This is a genomic window from Streptomyces sp. SID5643 (assembly GCF_009872555.1).
Lineage (GTDB): Bacteria > Actinomycetota > Actinomycetes > Streptomycetales > Streptomycetaceae > Streptomyces > Streptomyces iakyrus.
The window spans coordinates 54,628-71,495 of the sequence record NZ_WWIC01000084.1 but is presented as its reverse complement, the minus strand read 5'-3'; the positions used below and the strand labels follow the sequence as shown (position 1 = coordinate 71,495).

15 protein-coding genes are annotated in these 16,868 nt (G+C 67.3%); 8 read left to right on the top strand and 7 right to left on the bottom strand.

Features of this window, described 5'->3' with window-relative positions:
- Positions 1–11: 11 nt before the first annotated feature.
- A complete protein-coding gene (dnaB, locus tag GTY56_RS10360) occupies positions 12–1,493 on the bottom strand; it encodes a replicative DNA helicase (protein WP_161364680.1) in 1,482 nt (493 codons plus the stop codon).
- Positions 1,494–1,953: 460 nt separating this feature from the next.
- On the opposite strand from dnaB, the gene GTY56_RS10355 reads away from it, so the two are divergent.
- Positions 1,954–3,291: an MATE family efflux transporter gene (locus GTY56_RS10355; protein WP_161364678.1), complete on the top strand. Its 1,338-nt coding sequence runs from the start codon at positions 1,954–1,956 to the stop codon at positions 3,289–3,291.
- A 196-nt stretch (positions 3,292–3,487) separates the two neighbouring features.
- Here GTY56_RS10355 and rplI read toward each other — a convergent pair whose 3' ends face one another.
- The 4 genes from rplI to rpsF form a co-directional block, all read right to left on the bottom strand.
- Positions 3,488–3,934, bottom strand: a complete 447-nt coding sequence (gene rplI / locus GTY56_RS10350) for a 50S ribosomal protein L9 (RefSeq protein WP_033309881.1) — start codon at positions 3,932–3,934, stop codon at positions 3,488–3,490.
- Positions 3,935–3,952: 18 nt separating this feature from the next.
- The gene (rpsR, locus tag GTY56_RS10345; protein WP_003949403.1) at positions 3,953–4,189 is read right to left on the bottom strand and encodes a 30S ribosomal protein S18; all 237 of its coding nucleotides are present in this window, start codon (positions 4,187–4,189) and stop codon (positions 3,953–3,955) included.
- Between the two features lie 45 nt (positions 4,190–4,234).
- Positions 4,235–4,825, bottom strand: a complete 591-nt coding sequence (locus GTY56_RS10340) for a single-stranded DNA-binding protein (protein ID WP_033309882.1) — start codon at positions 4,823–4,825, stop codon at positions 4,235–4,237.
- 71 nt (positions 4,826–4,896) lie between these two features.
- A complete protein-coding gene (gene rpsF / locus GTY56_RS10335; protein WP_030847098.1) occupies positions 4,897–5,187 on the bottom strand; it encodes a 30S ribosomal protein S6 in 291 nt (96 codons plus the stop codon).
- Between the two features lie 264 nt (positions 5,188–5,451).
- Between rpsF and GTY56_RS10330 the strand changes: the two genes are divergently transcribed.
- From GTY56_RS10330 to GTY56_RS10320, 3 genes are all read left to right on the top strand, one after another.
- Positions 5,452–5,757, top strand: a complete 306-nt coding sequence (locus tag GTY56_RS10330) for a hypothetical protein (protein ID WP_161364676.1) — start codon at positions 5,452–5,454, stop codon at positions 5,755–5,757.
- Positions 5,758–5,925: 168 nt separating this feature from the next.
- On the top strand, positions 5,926–7,047 hold the full coding sequence (gene femX, locus GTY56_RS10325; protein ID WP_031137685.1) for a peptidoglycan bridge formation glycyltransferase FemX: 1,122 nt from the start codon (positions 5,926–5,928) through the stop codon (positions 7,045–7,047).
- Between the two features lie 81 nt (positions 7,048–7,128).
- On the top strand, positions 7,129–8,160 hold the full coding sequence (locus GTY56_RS10320; RefSeq protein ID WP_030847092.1) for an alanine racemase: 1,032 nt from the start codon (positions 7,129–7,131) through the stop codon (positions 8,158–8,160).
- Between the two features lie 100 nt (positions 8,161–8,260).
- Here GTY56_RS10320 and GTY56_RS10315 read toward each other — a convergent pair whose 3' ends face one another.
- The gene (locus GTY56_RS10315; protein WP_161364792.1) at positions 8,261–9,772 is read right to left on the bottom strand and encodes a glycosyltransferase family 87 protein; all 1,512 of its coding nucleotides are present in this window, start codon (positions 9,770–9,772) and stop codon (positions 8,261–8,263) included.
- Between the two features lie 127 nt (positions 9,773–9,899).
- A complete protein-coding gene (locus GTY56_RS10310; protein WP_524540091.1) occupies positions 9,900–12,554 on the bottom strand; it encodes a transglycosylase domain-containing protein in 2,655 nt (884 codons plus the stop codon).
- Between the two features lie 402 nt (positions 12,555–12,956).
- Here GTY56_RS10310 and GTY56_RS10305 point away from each other — a divergent pair, with 402 nt between their 5' ends.
- The 4 genes from GTY56_RS10305 to GTY56_RS10290 all read left to right on the top strand — a co-directional run bounded on the left by GTY56_RS10305 (position 12,957) and on the right by GTY56_RS10290 (position 16,755).
- A complete protein-coding gene (locus tag GTY56_RS10305; RefSeq protein WP_062927885.1) occupies positions 12,957–13,640 on the top strand; it encodes a PadR family transcriptional regulator in 684 nt (227 codons plus the stop codon).
- A 44-nt stretch (positions 13,641–13,684) separates the two neighbouring features.
- The gene (locus GTY56_RS10300; RefSeq protein WP_161364674.1) at positions 13,685–14,767 is read left to right on the top strand and encodes an inositol-3-phosphate synthase; all 1,083 of its coding nucleotides are present in this window, start codon (positions 13,685–13,687) and stop codon (positions 14,765–14,767) included.
- 89 nt (positions 14,768–14,856) lie between these two features.
- Positions 14,857–16,119: an MFS transporter gene (locus tag GTY56_RS10295; protein WP_161364672.1), complete on the top strand. Its 1,263-nt coding sequence runs from the start codon at positions 14,857–14,859 to the stop codon at positions 16,117–16,119.
- Positions 16,120–16,242: 123 nt separating this feature from the next.
- A complete protein-coding gene (locus GTY56_RS10290) occupies positions 16,243–16,755 on the top strand; it encodes an LppU/SCO3897 family protein (protein ID WP_161364670.1) in 513 nt (170 codons plus the stop codon).
- The last annotated feature ends 113 nt before the right edge of the window (positions 16,756–16,868 follow it).

The following is a 16,868-nucleotide window of genomic DNA, read 5'->3' as shown; positions in this document are numbered from 1 at the left end:
AAGGACGCGGATCAGGTCTGTGCCATGTCCACGAAGCGTGAGTAGTGCCCCTGGAAGGCCACCGTGATCGTCGCCGTCGGACCGTTACGGTGCTTGCCCACGATGATGTCCGCCTCGCCCGCGCGCGGCGACTCCTTCTCGTACGCGTCCTCGCGGTGCAGAAGGATCACCATGTCGGCGTCCTGCTCGATGGAACCCGACTCACGCAGGTCGGACACCATCGGTTTCTTGTCCGTACGCTGCTCAGGACCACGGTTGAGCTGGGAGAGCGCGATCACGGGAACCTCCAGCTCCTTCGCCAGGAGCTTGAGGTTCCGGGACATGTCCGAGACCTCCTGCTGCCGGCTCTCGGAGCGCTTGGAACCACCGGCCTGCATCAGCTGCAGATAGTCGATGATCACGAGCTTGATGTCGTTGCGCTGCTTCAGCCGACGGCATTTGGCGCGAATCTCCATCATCGACAGGTTCGGTGAGTCGTCGATGTAGAGCGGTGCGGACGAGACCTCGGGCATCCGGCGCGCCAGGCGTGTCCAGTCGTCGTCCGTCATGGTGCCGGACCGCATGTGGTGCAGGGCGACGCGGGCCTCCGCGGACAGCAGACGCATCGCGATCTCGTTGCGCCCCATCTCCAGAGAGAAGATGACGCTCGGCAGGTTGTGCTTGATCGACGCGGCGCGGGCGAAGTCCAGAGCGAGCGTCGACTTACCCATGGCGGGCCGGGCCGCGATGACGATCATCTGCCCCGGGTGCAGACCGTTGGTGAGGGAGTCGAGGTCGGTGAACCCCGTGGGAACGCCCGTCATCTCACCGCTGCGGGAGCCGATCGCCTCGATCTCGTCGAGCGCGCCCTCCATGATGTCGCCGAGCGGCAGGTAGTCCTCGCTGGTGCGCTGCTCGGTGACCGCGTAGACCTCCGCCTGGGCGCGGTTGACGATCTCGTCGACGTCGTCGTCGGCCGCATACCCCATCTGTGTGATGCGGGTACCGGCCTCGACCAGTCGGCGCAGGACGGCCCGCTCGTGGACGATCTCCGCGTAGTACGCCGCGTTGGCCGCCGTGGGGACCGTCTGGACGAGGGTGTGCAGATACGAAGCGCCGCCGACCTTGTTGATCTCGCCGCGTTTGGTGAGCTCGGCCGCGATCGTGATGGGGTCCGCCGGCTCGCCCTTGGCGTAGACGTCGAGGACGGCCTGGTAGATCGTCTCGTGCGCCGGCTTGTAGAAGTCGTGGCCCTTGAGGATCTCGACGACGTCGGCGATGGCGTCCTTGGACAGCAGCATGCCGCCGAGGACGGACTGCTCCGCGTCGATGTCCTGCGGCGGTACCCGCTCGAAGGACGGAGCCGATCCGCTGTCCCACGCCCCGTTGTCCCTGCCGCGCTCGTGCTGTTCGTCACGGCCGCGGGCTCCGTCACCACGCCGGCGGGAGGCGGGCAGACGATCACTGGGACCGCTGTCGGCCCACGGATCGTCCAAGGGCTCGGAAATGCTCACCGAGCCACCTCCTCCCGTCCGCCGGAGCAGACCTAGCCGTGCCCCTCTGTTCTACGGCACGGCACTGACAAATAAGAGGCCCAACTCCGGTTGGCACGCGCCGGTTTTGTGGCGTTTTGAAAACCGGCGGACGGAGCGGGCGCCGGACCACCGTAGGCCTGTCGGCACCGTCAGCCAATCTGGTTATCCACAGGCCATGTGGACGACGGCCCAGATGCTGTGGAGAACTCCGCGAAACCTGTGCACGAGCCGGTGGACAGGCCTGTGAACAAGCAGCGGATCTCACGAAGAGAACCACCCTGACCTGCGGGTTTGCCGTCCACCGGCTGTGCAGAAGAAAAACTTTCCCAACCGGACCAAGATCGCCTCGAACAGTGCACAGCAGTGCACACCCCAGGACGGAAAGTAAGGGCCACAAAAGCTTTGCATCTCTTACCTGTGGACGATTAGATTGGTGCACATGACACAGGCCCCCGCGCGCCGCCGAACCGGCCGGAGACAGCACGACCGAGAGATCGTCGCGCTGGCCGTGCCCGCCTTCGGTGCCCTCGTCGCCGAGCCCCTCTTCCTCATGGCTGACACCGCCATCGTGGGCCACCTGGGCACTGCCCAACTCGCCGGTCTCGGCGTCGCCTCGGCCCTGCTGATGACCGCCGTGAGCGTCTTCGTCTTCCTTGCCTACGCCACGACGGCCGCGGTTGCCCGTCGCGTCGGAGCGGGAGACCTTCAAGCCGCCATCCGGCAAGGCATGGACGGAATCTGGCTGGCACTGCTCCTTGGCGCTGCCGTCGTCGCCGTCGCGCTGCCGACGGCACCCCATCTCGTGGACCTCTTCGGCGCCTCGGACGCTGCGACCCCTTACGCGGTCACCTACCTGCGCATCTCCGTACTCGGCATACCGGCCATGCTCGTGGTCCTCGCCGCCACTGGCGTCCTGCGCGGCCTGCAAGACACCAAGACCCCGCTCTACGTCGCCATCGCCGGCTTCGTCGCCAACGGCGCCCTCAACGCCGGGCTCGTCTACGGCGCCGATCTGGGGATCGCCGGCTCCGCGTGGGGCACCGTCATCGCCCAGTGCGGCATGGCCGCGGTCTATCTCGTGGTGGTTCTGCGAGGCGCACGCAAGCATGGTGCTTCGCTGCGCCCGGATGCCGCCGGGATCAGGGCCTCCGCTCAAGCCGGTGTGCCCCTGCTGGTGCGCACCCTCTCGCTGCGGGCGATCCTGATGATCGCCACGGCCGTCGCGGCCCGGCTGGGCGATGCCGACATCGCCGCCCACCAGATCATCCTTTCCCTGTGGAGCCTGCTGGCCTTCGCCCTCGACGCCATCGCCATCGCGGGGCAGGCCATCATCGGTCGGTATCTCGGAGCCGGTGACGCCCAGGGCGCCCGGGAAGCCTGCCGCCGCATGGTCGAGTGGGGCATCGCTGTCGGGGTCGTTCTCGGCATTCTGGTGATCATTGCCCGACCGGCGTTCTTGCCCCTGTTCACCAGCGACCCGGCAGTCAAGGATGTGGCGCTGCCCGCCCTGATCATCGTCGCTCTCTCCCAGCCCATCTCAGGCGTCGTCTTCGTCCTGGACGGAGTCCTCATGGGTGCCGGCGACGGCCCTTACCTGGCCTGGGCGATGCTGATCACTCTGGCTGTCTTCACGCCGGCCGCCCTGCTGGTCCCGGCACTGGGCGGCGGGCTCACCGCGCTCTGGGCCACGATGACGCTGATGATGACGGTGCGCATGCTGACCCTGTGGCTTCGCACTCGCTCGGGTCGATGGATCGTGACGGGCGCGACTCGCTGACCGTTTCACGTGAAACGCTGCCTGTTTCACGTGAAACGCAGTGTGCCCTGCCCCACAGAACGCGGTGTGCCCCACAGAATCGGTGTTTCACGTGAAACACGCGCGCCCTCGGAGGACGCCAGCCCCGGAGACACGAATGGGCCGCACCCCGCGGGGGTGCGGCCCATCGCTTACTGCTTCAGCACGCGCGCGGCACTCAGGCCGCGACGACCTCGATGTTCACCTTCGCGGCGACCTCGGGGTGCAGACGCACGGACGTCTCGTGAGCGCCCAGCGTCTTGATCGGCGAGCCGAGCTCGATGCGGCGCTTGTCGACCTCGGGGCCACCGGAGGCCTTGATCGCGGAAGCGATGTCGGCCGGGGTGACGGAACCGAAGAGACGACCGGCGTCGCCGGAGCGAACGGCCAGACGGACCTTGACGCCTTCGAGCTGGGCCTTCACAGCGTTGGCCTGCTCGATGGTCTGGATCTCGTGGATCTTGCGAGCACGACGGATCTGCTCGACGTCCTTCTCGCCACCCTTGGTCCAGCGGATGGCGAACTTCCGCGGGATCAGGTAGTTGCGAGCGTAACCGTCCTTGACGTCGACGACGTCGCCCGCGGCACCGAGGCCGGAGACCTCGTGGGTGAGGATGATCTTCATGAGTCGGTCACCCTTCCCTTATCGCGCGGTGGAGGTGTAGGGCAGCAGCGCCATCTCACGGCTGTTCTTCACGGCCGTGGCGACGTCACGCTGGTGCTGCGTGCAGTTGCCGGTCACGCGGCGGGCACGGATCTTGCCGCGGTCGGAAATGAACTTCCGCAGCATGTTCGTGTCCTTGTAGTCCACGTACGTGACCTTGTCCTTGCAGAATGCGCAGACCTTCTTCTTCGGCTTGCGCACAGGCGGCTTAGCCATGGTGTTTCTCCTGTGTGATCAAGAAGTGTGAGTGCGAACCCGTCCCTAGAAGGGGGGCTCGTCCGAGTAGCCGCCGCCTTGGCCGCCGCCGGAGTTTCCACCCCAGCCGCCGCCACCGCCCTGGTTGCCACCGGCGGGAGCGCCGGTCGCCCACGGGTCGTCGGCGGGAGCGCCGCCGCCCTGCTGGCCGCCACCGGGGCCGCCGCCCCAGCCGCCGCCACCCTGGCCGCCACCGCCGCCGAAGCCACCCTGGCCGCCCTGGCCACCCCGGCCACTGGTCTTGGTGACCTTGGCCGTGGCGTTGCGCAGGCTGGCGCCGACTTCCTCGACGTCCAGTTCGTAGACCGTGCGCTTGACGCCCTCACGGTCCTCGTAGGACCGCTGCTTCAGCCGGCCCTGCACGATGACGCGCATGCCTCGCTGGAGCGACTCCGCGACGTTCTCCGCCGCCTGACGCCAGACCGAGCAGGTCAGGAACAGGCTCTCGCCGTCCTTCCACTCGTTCGTCTGGCGGTCGAAGGTGCGGGGGGTGGACGCGACACGGAACTTCGCGACCGCCGCACCGGAGGGGGTGAAGCGCAGCTCGGGGTCGTCGACAAGATTGCCGACGACCGTGATGACGGTCTCGCCTGCCATGGGGGAACCTCTCGGCGGGTTTGCTCTGGCTGCTTGCTACTCGAATCCCGGGATCAGCTGAGCTGGGAAGCTCAGTGGGTCTCGGGGCGGAGGACCTTGGTCCGGAGGACCGACTCGTTCAGGTTCATCTGGCGGTCGAGCTCCTTGACGACCGCAGGCTCGGCCTGCAGGTCGATGACCGAGTAGATGCCCTCGGGCTTCTTCTTGATCTCGTACGCGAGACGACGACGGCCCCAGGTGTCGACCTTCTCGACCTTTCCGCCGCCGTCACGGACGACAGACAGGAAGTTCTCGATCAACGGAGAGACAGCGCGCTCCTCGACCTCGGGGTCGAGGATGACCATCACCTCGTAGTGACGCATGTGGAACCCACCTCCTTTGGACTCAGCGGCCACGGTCGTTCCGTGGCAGGAGGGTTGTGATGCGTAGGCAACGGTATCGGCGACCACTGACAGTCAGGGGTTCTGGAGAGAAGCCCCTGCCGTGACATGGGCAGACACCGGTGCGGACGGTACAGAGTACCCGCACAGCGGCTTGCGGTTGAAATCCGGCCGCCGGGGCAGCCAATCTGTACGCATCGGGTGTGTATGGCGCTACGATGCGCCGCCTTTCGCAGGAGGTGCCCTATGGCACAGGCATTGCGACCCAACACCGCCGGCGGTCTCTTCGCCACGGACGGCAAACCCCATCCCCTCCAGGACACCCTGCTTGCCGTGACCCTGGTCCTGGGCCTCTTGTCGTTCCTCACGGCGCTCATCGACGAAGACCTGCATCTGCTCAGCTCCTGGGCCGGCCTGGTGGGCATCCTCACGGGTGCGTACGGCCAGTGGATCTCGGAGACGACCCGGCAGCGCTTCGGCCTGATCCTGGGCCTGGGCGCCTCCGGGGTCGGGTTCTTCCTGGGCATGGCGCACGGCGGCCTCATCGGCTGACGCCAGGACACCCCCTCAGCTGAACACCGGATCACGCCCCGGCCGGCCTCGGGCCGGGGCGAAGGTCCCGTACGCCCAACCGGCGCGCTTCCAAGGCGCAGTAGGCTTCGCGCGAGAGCCGGAGCCCCTGTACCCATGGGGACACACCAGCCCGAGGAGCGCCCCTAAATGAGCCTGACCCTGAGGACCATCAGTCGCGAGCAGCATCTGGCATACATCCAGAGCCTGCCGTCGGCGAGCCACATGCAGGTCCCGGCCTGGGCTGACGTCAAGGCGGAGTGGCGCTCCGAGAACCTCGGCTGGTTCGACGACCGCACCGGCGAGATGGTCGGTGCCGGCCTGGTTCTCTACCGGCAGCTTCCCAAGATCAAGCGATACCTGGCCTACCTGCCCGAGGGCCCGGTCATCAACTGGTTCGCGCCGAATCTGCAGGAATGGCTCGAACCGATGCTGGCGCACCTCAAGCAGCAGGGCGCCTTCTCCGTGAAGATGGGCCCGCCGGTGATCATCCGGCGCTGGGAGGCCCCCTCCATCAAGCAGGGCATCCAGAACCCGGACGTGAAGCGCCTGCGTGACATCGAGGCCGACCACATCGAGCCGCGCGCCTTCGAGGTGGCCGACAAGCTGCGCCGCATGGGCTGGCAGCAGGGCGAGGACGGCGGCGCCGGCTTCGGAGACGTCCAGCCCCGTTACGTGTACCAGGTGCCGCTGGCGAACCGCTCCCTTGAAGAGGTCCACAAGAACTTCAACCAGCTGTGGCGCCGCAACATCAAGAAGGCCGAGAAGGCCGGCGTGGAGGTCGTGCAGGGCGGCTACCAGGACCTTGAGGAATGGCAGCGGCTGTACGAGATCACGGCCGTGCGCGATCATTTCCGGCCGCGTCCGCTGTCGTACTTCCAGCGCATGTGGACGGCCCTCAACACCGAGGACCCCAACCGCATGCGGCTGTACTTCGCCCGGCACAACGGCGTGAACCTGTCGGCCGCCACGATGCTGATCGTCGGCGGACACGTCTGGTACTCCTACGGCGCCTCCGACAACATCGGCCGCGAGGTCCGGCCCTCGAACGCGATGCAGTGGCGCATGCTGCGCGACGCCTACGCGCTCGGCGCCACCGTCTACGACCTGCGCGGCATCTCCGACTCGCTGGACGAGACCGACCACCTCTTCGGCCTGATCCAGTTCAAGGTGGGTACCGGCGGGCAGGCGGCCGAGTACCTCGGCGAGTGGGACTTCCCGCTGAACAAGCTGCTGCACAAGGCGCTCGACATCTACATGTCGCGTCGCTGATGTCCCGTTCAGTGCTTCTATACCCCTGATACACGGCAACCGCCGATACACGGCACCGCGAGAAAGGTTCCAGGTCCGGCCATGGCGCTCACGCTCTACGTCGACACCGCGCGCTGGCGTGCGCACCACAAGCACGTGCAGGAGCAGTTCCCGGGCCTCGTACCGGTCTGCAAGGGCAACGGCTACGGCTTCGGGCACGAGCGGCTGGCGGAGGAGGCCACGCGGCTGGGCTCGGACGTCCTCGCCGTCGGCACGACGTACGAGGCCGCGCGGATCAAGGACTGGTTCGGCGGGGACCTGCTGGTGCTCACGCCGTACCGGCGGGGCGAGGAGCCGGTACCGCTGCCGGACCGGGTCATCCGCTCCGTCTCGTCGATAGACGGTGTGTACGGCCTGGTCGGTGCCCGTGTGGTGATCGAGGTGATGTCCTCGATGAAGCGGCACGGGATCAGCGAGCAGGACCTGGCCCAGTTGCACGCGGCCATCGAGAACGTCCGTCTGGAGGGCTTCGCCATCCACCTGCCGCTGGACCGTACCGACGGCTCGGACGCCGTCGAGGAAGTCATCGGCTGGATGGACCGGCTGCGTGCCGCCCGGCTGCCCCTGCACACCATGTTCGTCAGCCACCTCAAGGCCGAGGAACTCGCCCGGCTCCAGCAGCAGTTCCCGCAGACGCGTTTCCGGGCTCGCATCGGCACGCGGCTCTGGCTGGGGGACCACGACGCCACGGAGTACCGCGGAGCGGTCCTGGACGTCACGCGTGTCGCCAAGGGCGACCGTTTCGGCTACCGGCAGCAGAAGGCGGCCTCCGACGGCTTCCTGGTGGTCGTGGCGGGAGGTACGTCGCACGGGGTGGGCCTGGAGGCCCCCAAGGCGCTGCACGGCGTCATGCCGCGTGCCAAGGGCGTCGCCCGCGCCGGCCTCGCGACGGTCAACCGGAACCTTTCTCCGTTCGTCTGGGGCGGCAAGCAGCGCTGGTTCGCGGAGCCGCCGCACATGCAGGTGTCGATCCTGTTCGTGCCGGCAGACGCGCCCGAGCCGAAGGTCGGCGACGAGCTGGTGGCCCATCTGCGGCACACCACCACGCAGTTCGACCGGATCATGGACCGCTGACCGTCACGGGCACCGACCTGCTCAGCGCAGCAAGAAGGCCGTACACGATGCCGTGTACGGCCTTCCGCATGTCCCGGCTACGGCATCTCACGCCGTTCGCTCAGAGCGAACCCTCCGTAGCGCCCGGCTTTCCCCACTCGACCGGTGGGCCCTCGAACTGGGCGGTCACCTGCCGTCGGGGGCGAGCGGCCGGACCGAGAACGAAGACGTCCTCGGCACCGTCGAGCACGCCGCCCGAGGGATCGTCGTCACCGGACCGCCGCACCGGGTCCCGCTCCGGCAGGAAGATGTCACGCACGACCATCACGCACAGGTACAGCGTCCCCAGCAGATGCAGGGCGATGGCCCAGTGGTACCCGTCAGTGGGCAGCCCCTTGTGAGCGTCTCCGCTGGTCGTGTACGCGAGGTACAGCCAGATCCCCAGGAAGTACGCCACCTCGCAGGCCTGCCAGATCAGGTAGTCCCGCCACTTCGGCCGGGCGAGGGCGGCCAGCGGGACCAGCCACAGGACGTACTGCGGCGAGTAGACCTTGTTGGTGAGGATGAATGCCGCGACGATCAGGAACGCGAGCTGGGCGAACCGCGGGCGGCGTGGGGCGGTCAGTGCGAGCGCCGCGACAGCCGCGCAGCACGCCAGCATCAGCAGCGTGGCCAGTGTGTTGACCGTGTCGGTGCTGAGCGGATCGTCCGAGTTCTGGGCCATGATCAGCCAGAAGGAACCGAAGTCCACGCCGCGTTCCTGGCTGAACGTGTAGAACTTCGACCAGCCCTCGAACGCGAAGAGCATCACCGGCCCGTTCACGACGACCCAGGCGGCGGCGGCGCCACCCAGAGCCGTCCCGAACGCACGCCACCTGCCCGCACGCCAGCACAGCACCATCAGCGGCCCGAGAAGCAGGAACGGATAGAGCTTGGCGGCCGTGGCTAGCCCCAAAAGCACACCGAAGGCGAGGGAGCGGCCCCGTGACCACATCAGCATCGCCGCGGCCGTCAGAGCGACCGCGAGCAGGTCCCAGTTGATGGTCGCCGTCAGAGCGGCGGCGGGCGCCAGGGCGACCAGCAGGCCGTCCCAGGGACGCCGGGCGTGGGTTCGGGTCACGCAGACGGCGATGACCGACGCGCACACCATGAGCATTCCGGCGTTGACCATCCAGTACCACTGCTCCTGGTACTGGATGGTGCCGCTGCCGGGGGTGAGCCAGGAGGCGACCTCCATGAAGACACCGGTGAGCACCGGGTACTCCAGGTACTGCATGTCACCGGGCAGCCTGTCGAAGTACGGCACGAGCCCGTCGGCGAAGCCGCGACCCTGGTAGAGGTGCGGGATGTCCGAGTAGCAGGCATGCGTGTACTGGGAGCTGGCGCCGAAGAACCAGGCGCCGTTGTAGCAGGGCGCCTTCTGGACCAGTCCGAGGGCGAACATGCCGATCGCCACCAACGCGATCACCCGCACGGGAGTCCACCAGGACGCCCCGAGCAGGGCTCGCCGCCCGAGCGGGCCGCCGATCAGCTCGCTGCCGGCCGCGGCGACCTCGTCCTCCTTGGTCGGCCGCACCGGGTCCGGCTCGTGGACGCTCGCTCGCGTCGATTCTGCACTGGGCATGCCGCACATCCTGCCGTACGTCCCCAGGAAAACGCCGAGGGCCGCCGTACCCAAGGGGGACGACGGCCCTTGTTTCACGTGAAACACCCTCGCGTTTCACGTGAAACACCCAAGCCGGGCGATCTGTCGGCGGCGGCTATCCTTCGGCGCCCCCGAAGAGGCCTCCGTTGCCGTTGCCTCTGGTGTTGCCGCCGTTCTCGGCGGTACCGGTCGGCGTGGGCTGGGGGCTCACTCCGCCGTCCGTCCCACCGTTCTCCGTGCCGCCGTTCTCCGTGCCACCGTCGCTCTCGCATCCGAAGAACCCACAGGTGTCGCTAGGGGTGGGCGACGGAGACGTGCTCTCGCTGGGCGTGGGGCTCGGCGACTCGGTCACGGTCTCGCTGGGCTCCGCACTGGGCGTCGGCGTCGGTGACGGGGCACCCACCTCGTTCTGGATCTCGCCGATCTTTTCGGGTTCCGGGAAGCCGAGGTCCGGCTCGCCCTTCAGCGCGGCCTTCATGTACTCGGTCCACACCTCGGTGGGAGTGTCACCACCGTGGATGGACTTCTCACCGGCCGTGCCGTTCATGGAGAGCAACTTGGCGCTCTTGGGGTCCTCACGGAACATCGCGATCGAGGTCGACAGCTGCTGGGTGTAACCGACGAACCAGGCCGACTTGTTCTCGTCCGTGGTACCGGTCTTGCCGGCCGCTGTACGGCCCAGGGCCAGCGCGTTCTTACCCGTACCGTTCTGGATGACGTTCTCCAGAGTGTCCGTGACGTTGTTGGCCACGTTCTCGGGCATCGCCCGTGTGACCCTCGGCTTCTTGAAGCCGTCGATCTCCTCACCGTTGAACTTGACGCTGGTCACCGAGTACGGGGCGGCCTGCTTACCCGCTGCGGCGAACGTCGCGTAGGCATCGGCCATACGGATCGCACTGGGAGTCGACGTACCGAGCGCGAACGACGCGTTGAGCTCGGCGAAGCTGCCGTCCAGGATGCCGGCCTTCTCGGCCACGTCGGCCACGTTCTTCATCCCCACGTCCATGCCGAGCTGCACGAACGGCGTGTTCACGGACTGCTCCATCGCCTTGCGCAAGGTGATGTAGCCCCAGGGATAGTCACTCTCGTTCTCCTGGAAGAACGGCGTGTTGTCCTTCTTCAGGACGTAGGTGCCGTCGTTCTTCCGGACCTTGAGATGGTCGTTGCCGTTGTACTTGCTCAGCGGCGAGACCCCGACTCCTTCGCTCTTGTAAGTGCCGTGTTCCATCGCCGCCGCGAGCACGAACGGCTTCCACGTCGAACCGACGGGGACACCTGAGGTGTCCGCGTTGTTGTTGAAGTGGCCGTTCTCGTACCCGGCGCCGCCGTAGAGCGCGACGATCGCGCCGTCGTTGGGCTTCACCGACGCCGCACCGAACTGGACGTGCTTGTCCAGCTCGCGGTTCTTCGGGTCGAGCTTCTCCTTCTCGACCTTCTTGACGGCCTTCGCCAGCGCCTCGACGTTGGCCTTCTTGAAGGTCGTCTTGATCTGGTAGCCGCCCTGGTCGAACTGCTTCTCGGAGATGTTGGAGTGGCTCAGGACGTACTTCTTGGCCGTGTCCGCCAGGTACCCGATCTGGCCGGACATGCCCCTGGACGCCTTGCGGCCCTGGAGCTTGGGGAAGGTCTTGATCGCGTCCTGGTACTGCTGGTCCGTGATCCTCTTGTCGTTGTGCATCTGCTCGAGGATCCAGCTCCAACGATCCTTGGCGCGCTTGGTGTTGGCTTCTCTGGTCGCCGTCCTGTCGTAGCCTTCGTTGCCCGCCGGGTCGTAGTACGTCGGGCCCTTGAGCAGAGCGGCGAGGAAGGCGCACTCGCTCGGCTTGAGGTCCTTCGCTTCCTTGCCGAAGTAGGTCTGCGCGGCGGCCTGGATGCCGTAGGCGCCTCGACCGTAGTACGAGGTGTTGAGGTAGCCCTGGAGAATCTCGCTCTTCTTGAGCTTGGTGCCCACCTTGATCGAGATGAACATCTCCTTGAACTTGCGGGAGACCGACTGTTCCTGGGTCAGGTAGGTGTTCTTGACGAACTGCTGGGTGATCGTCGAACCACCCTGCGTGTCACCGCCCCGCGCCATGTTCGCCACGGCACGGGCGATACCCATGGGGTCGACACCGGAGTCCTGGTAGAAGGTCTTGTTCTCGGCCGAGATCACCGCCCACTGCATAGCCTTGGGAATCCGGTCGATCGTGACGTTCTGCCGGTTCTGACCGCTACCGGCCGCGACCATCTGGGTGCCGTCGGCCCAGTAGTAGACGTTGTTCTGCGACAGGGCCGCCGCGTTCTCCTCATTGGGGACGCCCACCATGGCGTAGCCGATGCCCGCCACGGCCACCAGGCTGCCGAAGAAGCCGATGCACAGTCCGGAGACGAGCTTCCAGGACGGCATCCAGCGCTGCCAGCCGTACTTGCCGGCGCGCGGATAGTCGATCATCCGCTTCTTGTCGGGAACGGCGGCCACGCGTCCTCGGCCCCGGCCGGGCCCGTTCGGACCGCCAGGACCGGCACGCCGGCCACCTCTCGTCGGTTCGGCAGCTCTCCGGCGGCCGCCCCCCGTACTTCTCTGCGCCGCACGCCGGGCCTCGGCACGGCCGCCGTACTGACGCTCCTCACCCCCCGAGTCGTAAGAGTCCGACCCATAGGAGTCGGACGGAGACCCGGTGGCGCCTCGCGGTGCCGCACGGCGGCCGGAGGCCGAGCCGGACTGGCCGCGTCGGGCCGCGGCACGTCCGCCTCCCTGCGGCTGCGGCGGTTTGCGACGGTGCTCGCTCATCGAACGACTACTCCTCGGGCAGGCGCACCCCTGCGCGCCTGGAAACGGCGGCTGGTTTCCGGTCCCCCCGAAGTACGGATGCGGTCGGCTCCGCATTCATCGGTCCCGCATGCACCCGTACTACACCGCAGACGACGACGCTCTCAGGCGTCACTCGGTTCCCGGTGATGTGCATGGCGCACAGACTACGCACCGCCAAAACCCGCCGAGCCCCCAAGTTCACCTCAAATCAGGCAACTCGCATCCGATGAATCGGTGATGTGACCCCGTTCACCCGACCCCCTCTTGTCGCATCCGGAAGGCCGTTCTATCGTCGTGATGTATCGAGTCGATACATCAGCTCGACACATCGGCCCGACACATCGGACAGATACATGCGCACCGCGGCGAGAGGAGGCGACGATGAGCCGGCGTTCCGGGATCCTCGAGTTCGCCGTACTCGGCCTGCTCCGCGAATCTCCGATGCACGGCTATGAGCTGCGCAAACGGCTCAACACATCACTGGGCGTGTTCCGTGCGTTCAGCTACGGGACGCTCTACCCGTGCCTCAAGACACTGGTCGCCAACGGCTGGTTGATCGAGGAAACGGGGAACACCACCGAGGACGCCCTCGCCGCCCCTCTCGCCGGGCGCCGCGCCAAGATCGTCTACCGATTGACGGCGGAGGGTAAGGAGCACTTCGAGCAGCTGCTCTCGCAGACCGGGCCCGATGCGTACGAGGACGAAACCTTCGCAGCCCGTTTCGCCTTCTTCGGGCAAACCTCACGCGATGTCCGCATGCGCGTGCTGGAGGGCCGCCGCAGCCGGCTGGAGGAGCGGCTCGAGAAGATGAGCGCTTCCCTGGCCCGCACCCGGGAGCGCCTCGACGACTACACGCTCGAACTCCAGCGCCACGGGATGGAGTCCGTGGAGCGCGAGGTGCGCTGGCTGAACGAGCTCATCGAGAGCGAGCGGGCGGGGCGGGACCTCAAGGGTCCGGCCACCGGGGAGCCCGCTTCGCGTGACACCACATCTGGAGCGTCGGGCGACCTGCCCCGGCCGGGGGACGCCCCCCGGCCGGATTCGCCCGACGACACCGCCACGTGAGAGCCCACTCAGGGCCTCACTCGTACACACAGGGAGCAACCGGAATGGGTTCGGTTCGCGTAGCCATCGTCGGTGTGGGCAACTGCGCCGCATCGCTGGTACAGGGAGTCGAGTACTACAAGGACGCCGACCCGGCGTCCAAGGTGCCGGGCCTGATGCACGTCCAGTTCGGCGACTACCACGTCAGCGACGTCGAGTTCGTCGCCGCGTTCGACGTGGACGCCAAGAAGGTCGGCCTCGACCTGGCGGACGCCATCGGCGCCTCCGAGAACAACACCATCAAGATCTGCGACGTACCCCGCACCGGTGTGACGGTCCAGCGCGGCCACACCCTCGACGGCCTCGGCAAGTACTACCGCGAGACCATCGAGGAGTCCGCCGACGAGCCGGCCGACGTCGTCCAGGTCCTCAAGGACAAGCAGGTCGACGTCCTCGTCTGCTACCTGCCCGTGGGCTCCGAGGACGCGGCGAAGTTCTACGCCCAGTGCGCCATCGACGCCAAGGTCGCCTTCGTCAACGCCCTTCCGGTCTTCATCGCCGGCACCAAGGAGTGGGCGGACAAGTTCACCGAGGCGGGCGTCCCGATCGTCGGCGACGACATCAAGTCCCAGGTGGGTGCCACCATCACGCACCGCGTGATGGCGAAGCTGTTCGAGGACCGGGGCGTCATCCTGGACCGCACGATGCAGCTGAACGTCGGCGGCAACATGGACTTCAAGAACATGCTCGAGCGCGATCGCCTCGAGTCGAAGAAGATCTCCAAGACGCAGGCCGTCACCTCCCAGATCCGCGACCGCGACCTGGGCGAGGGCAACGTCCACATCGGCCCGTCCGACTACGTCGCCTGGCTGGACGACCGCAAGTGGGCCTACGTCCGCCTCGAGGGCCGTGCGTTCGGTGACGTCCCGCTGAACCTGGAGTACAAGCTGGAGGTCTGGGACTCCCCGAACTCCGCCGGCGTCATCATCGACGCCCTGCGCGCCGCGAAGATCGCCAAGGACCGCGGCATCGGCGGCCCGATCCTGTCGGCGTCGAGCTACTTCATGAAGTCCCCGCCCGTGCAGTACTTCGACGACGAGGCCCGCGAGAACGTCGAGAAGTTCATCAAGGGTGAGGTCGAGCGCTGACGCGCCGCAACCAGTCGCTCCTGCCAGGGCTGTGAGGGTCCCCGGGTCGTACGACCCGGGGACCTTCCCCGTATGTGAGGCTGTGCCCCATGGCCGTCGTCCGTGACCTGCGCCTCCTCCTGCGCTTCCAGGGCTTCCGACGCCTGCTCGCCGTACGCCTGCTCTCCCAGGGGGCCGACGGTGTCTACCAGGTCGCGCTCGCGGCATACGTGGTCTTCTCCCCGGAGAAACAGACCTCGGCGGCCGCGGTCGCCTCCGCGATGGCGGTGCTGCTGCTCCCGTACTCCCTCGTCGGCCCCTTCGCCGGTGTCCTGCTGGACCGCTGGCGGCGCCGCCAGGTCCTGCTGTTCGGCAGCCTGCTGCGCGCCCTCCTGGCGTTCGCGACGGCCCTGCTGATCCTCAGCCCGGCCCCGGACTGGCTCTTCTACGTCTCGGCTCTGTGCGTCACCGCGGTCAACCGCTTCGTCCTGTCGGGCCTGTCCGCCGCCCTGCCGCGCGTGGTCGACGCCGACCGCCTGGTCATCGCCAACTCCCTCTCCCCGACGGCCGGAACGCTGGCGGCGACCGCGGGCGGCGGCCTCGCCTTCGTCGTGCGCCTGGTGGCGGCGGACTCGGACGCCGCGGTGGTGCTCGTGGGAGCGGCGCTGTATCTGTGTGCCGCCCTGGCATCGCTGAGCATGGCGCGGGAACTCCTCGGCCCCGACCGGCCCCTGGCGCGCGAGCGGATCGGAACGGCTCTCACGGACACCGCCCGCGACCTGGCGGCAGGCGTACGCCATCTGGCCGCTCCGCAGCGCCGGGAGGCCGCCTGGGCGCTCGTGGCGATGTCGCTGATGCGGTTCTGCTACGGCGCCCTGCTGGTCATGCTGCTGATGCTGTGCCGGTACGCCCTCACCTCGACCACGGACGACGGACTCGCCCTGCTGGGCTTGGCGTTGGGCGTTTCAGGCGCCGGGTTCTTCACGGCGGCCGTGGTGACGCCCTGGGCCGCGGGGCGGCTCGGGCCCGGCCACTGGATCGTCGTGTGCGCCGGGTTCGCGGCGCTGCTGGAACCCGCTCTCGGGCTGCCGTTCGCCACCGTCCCGCTGCTGGCCGCGGCCTTCGTCCTGGGGCTGACCACTCAGGGCGCGAAGATCGCCACGGACACCATCGTCCAGTCCTCCGTGGAGGACGGCTTCCGTGGCCGGATCTTCTCGGTCTACGACGTCCTCTTCAACGTTTCCTTCGTCGGCGCGGCCGCCGTGGCCGCCCTGATGCTGCCGCCGGACGGCCGATCCGTACCCCTGGTGATCACGATCGCCGTTACCTACGCGGCAGTAGCTGTAACTATGGCCCGGTTTGGCCGTCAGTAAGTGTCACATCAATGACACAGAGCCATTTCCGGCTACTGCGCTGTCAGCGGGGACCGCTACCTTACGTGAGTCTTATCTCGCGACATGTTCGCGTCACTCACCATGTTCTAGGGGGACCCCCAAGTGACTACTCCGCCGCCCCAGGGCAATCCGTTCGCGCAGGGCCAGCCCGGGGCTGCACCCCAGGCGCCGTTCCCGCCTCAGGGCGGTTACCCCCAGCAGCCCGGGCAGCCCGGCTTCCCGCCCCAGGGCGCCGGTCCGTACGCTCCGGTCCCCGCGCAGCCGTCCGGCCGCAAGCTCAGCTTCAAGACGATCAAGAACATCGTCATCGTCATCGCCGTGGCGAGTGTGGCCATCGGCGGCTATATAGCCAGCCGGGACGACGCCAACACGGCCGCTGTCGGCGACTGCATGCACCGCGGCAGCACCAGCGACAACAACCCGGACCTCGAAGTCGTCGCCTGCGACGACGCCAAGGCCCAGTTCAAGGTGCTGGCGAAGATCGAGGGCTCATTCCTCACGGAGACGCTCGCCTCCAGCAAGTGCGAAGCCGAAGCCAAGGACTTCCAGTACACGTACACCGAGAGCGGTGACGGCAAGGACTTCCTGCTCTGCCTGAAGGACTACAAGAAGTAGGCAGACACGACGAGGGGCGGTGTTTCACGTGAAACACCGCCCCTCAGTCTGTCTCCAGCAAGCCGCCTGTCTTCAGCCGGCTCATGTTTCACGTGAAACATGAGCCCGTTTCA

What these genes read in the sequence shown, in the direction of transcription:
- GTY56_RS10355 (WP_161364678.1), top strand. Translation starts at nt 1,954, where the DNA reads ATGACACAGGCCCCCGCGCGCCGCCGAACCGGCCGGAGACAGCACGAC.
- rplI (WP_033309881.1), bottom strand. Translation starts at nt 3,934, where the DNA reads ATGAAGATCATCCTCACCCACGAGGTCTCCGGCCTCGGTGCCGCGGGC.
- rpsR (WP_003949403.1), bottom strand. Translation starts at nt 4,189, where the DNA reads ATGGCTAAGCCGCCTGTGCGCAAGCCGAAGAAGAAGGTCTGCGCATTC.
- GTY56_RS10340 (WP_033309882.1), bottom strand. Translation starts at nt 4,825, where the DNA reads ATGGCAGGCGAGACCGTCATCACGGTCGTCGGCAATCTTGTCGACGAC.
- rpsF (WP_030847098.1), bottom strand. Translation starts at nt 5,187, where the DNA reads ATGCGTCACTACGAGGTGATGGTCATCCTCGACCCCGAGGTCGAGGAG.
- GTY56_RS10330 (WP_161364676.1), top strand. Translation starts at nt 5,452, where the DNA reads ATGGCACAGGCATTGCGACCCAACACCGCCGGCGGTCTCTTCGCCACG.
- femX (WP_031137685.1), top strand. Translation starts at nt 5,926, where the DNA reads ATGAGCCTGACCCTGAGGACCATCAGTCGCGAGCAGCATCTGGCATAC.
- GTY56_RS10320 (WP_030847092.1), top strand. Translation starts at nt 7,129, where the DNA reads ATGGCGCTCACGCTCTACGTCGACACCGCGCGCTGGCGTGCGCACCAC.
- GTY56_RS10315 (WP_161364792.1), bottom strand. Translation starts at nt 9,772, where the DNA reads ATGTGCGGCATGCCCAGTGCAGAATCGACGCGAGCGAGCGTCCACGAG.
- GTY56_RS10310 (WP_524540091.1), bottom strand. Translation starts at nt 12,554, where the DNA reads ATGAGCGAGCACCGTCGCAAACCGCCGCAGCCGCAGGGAGGCGGACGT.
- GTY56_RS10305 (WP_062927885.1), top strand. Translation starts at nt 12,957, where the DNA reads ATGAGCCGGCGTTCCGGGATCCTCGAGTTCGCCGTACTCGGCCTGCTC.
- GTY56_RS10300 (WP_161364674.1), top strand. Translation starts at nt 13,685, where the DNA reads ATGGGTTCGGTTCGCGTAGCCATCGTCGGTGTGGGCAACTGCGCCGCA.
- GTY56_RS10295 (WP_161364672.1), top strand. Translation starts at nt 14,857, where the DNA reads ATGGCCGTCGTCCGTGACCTGCGCCTCCTCCTGCGCTTCCAGGGCTTC.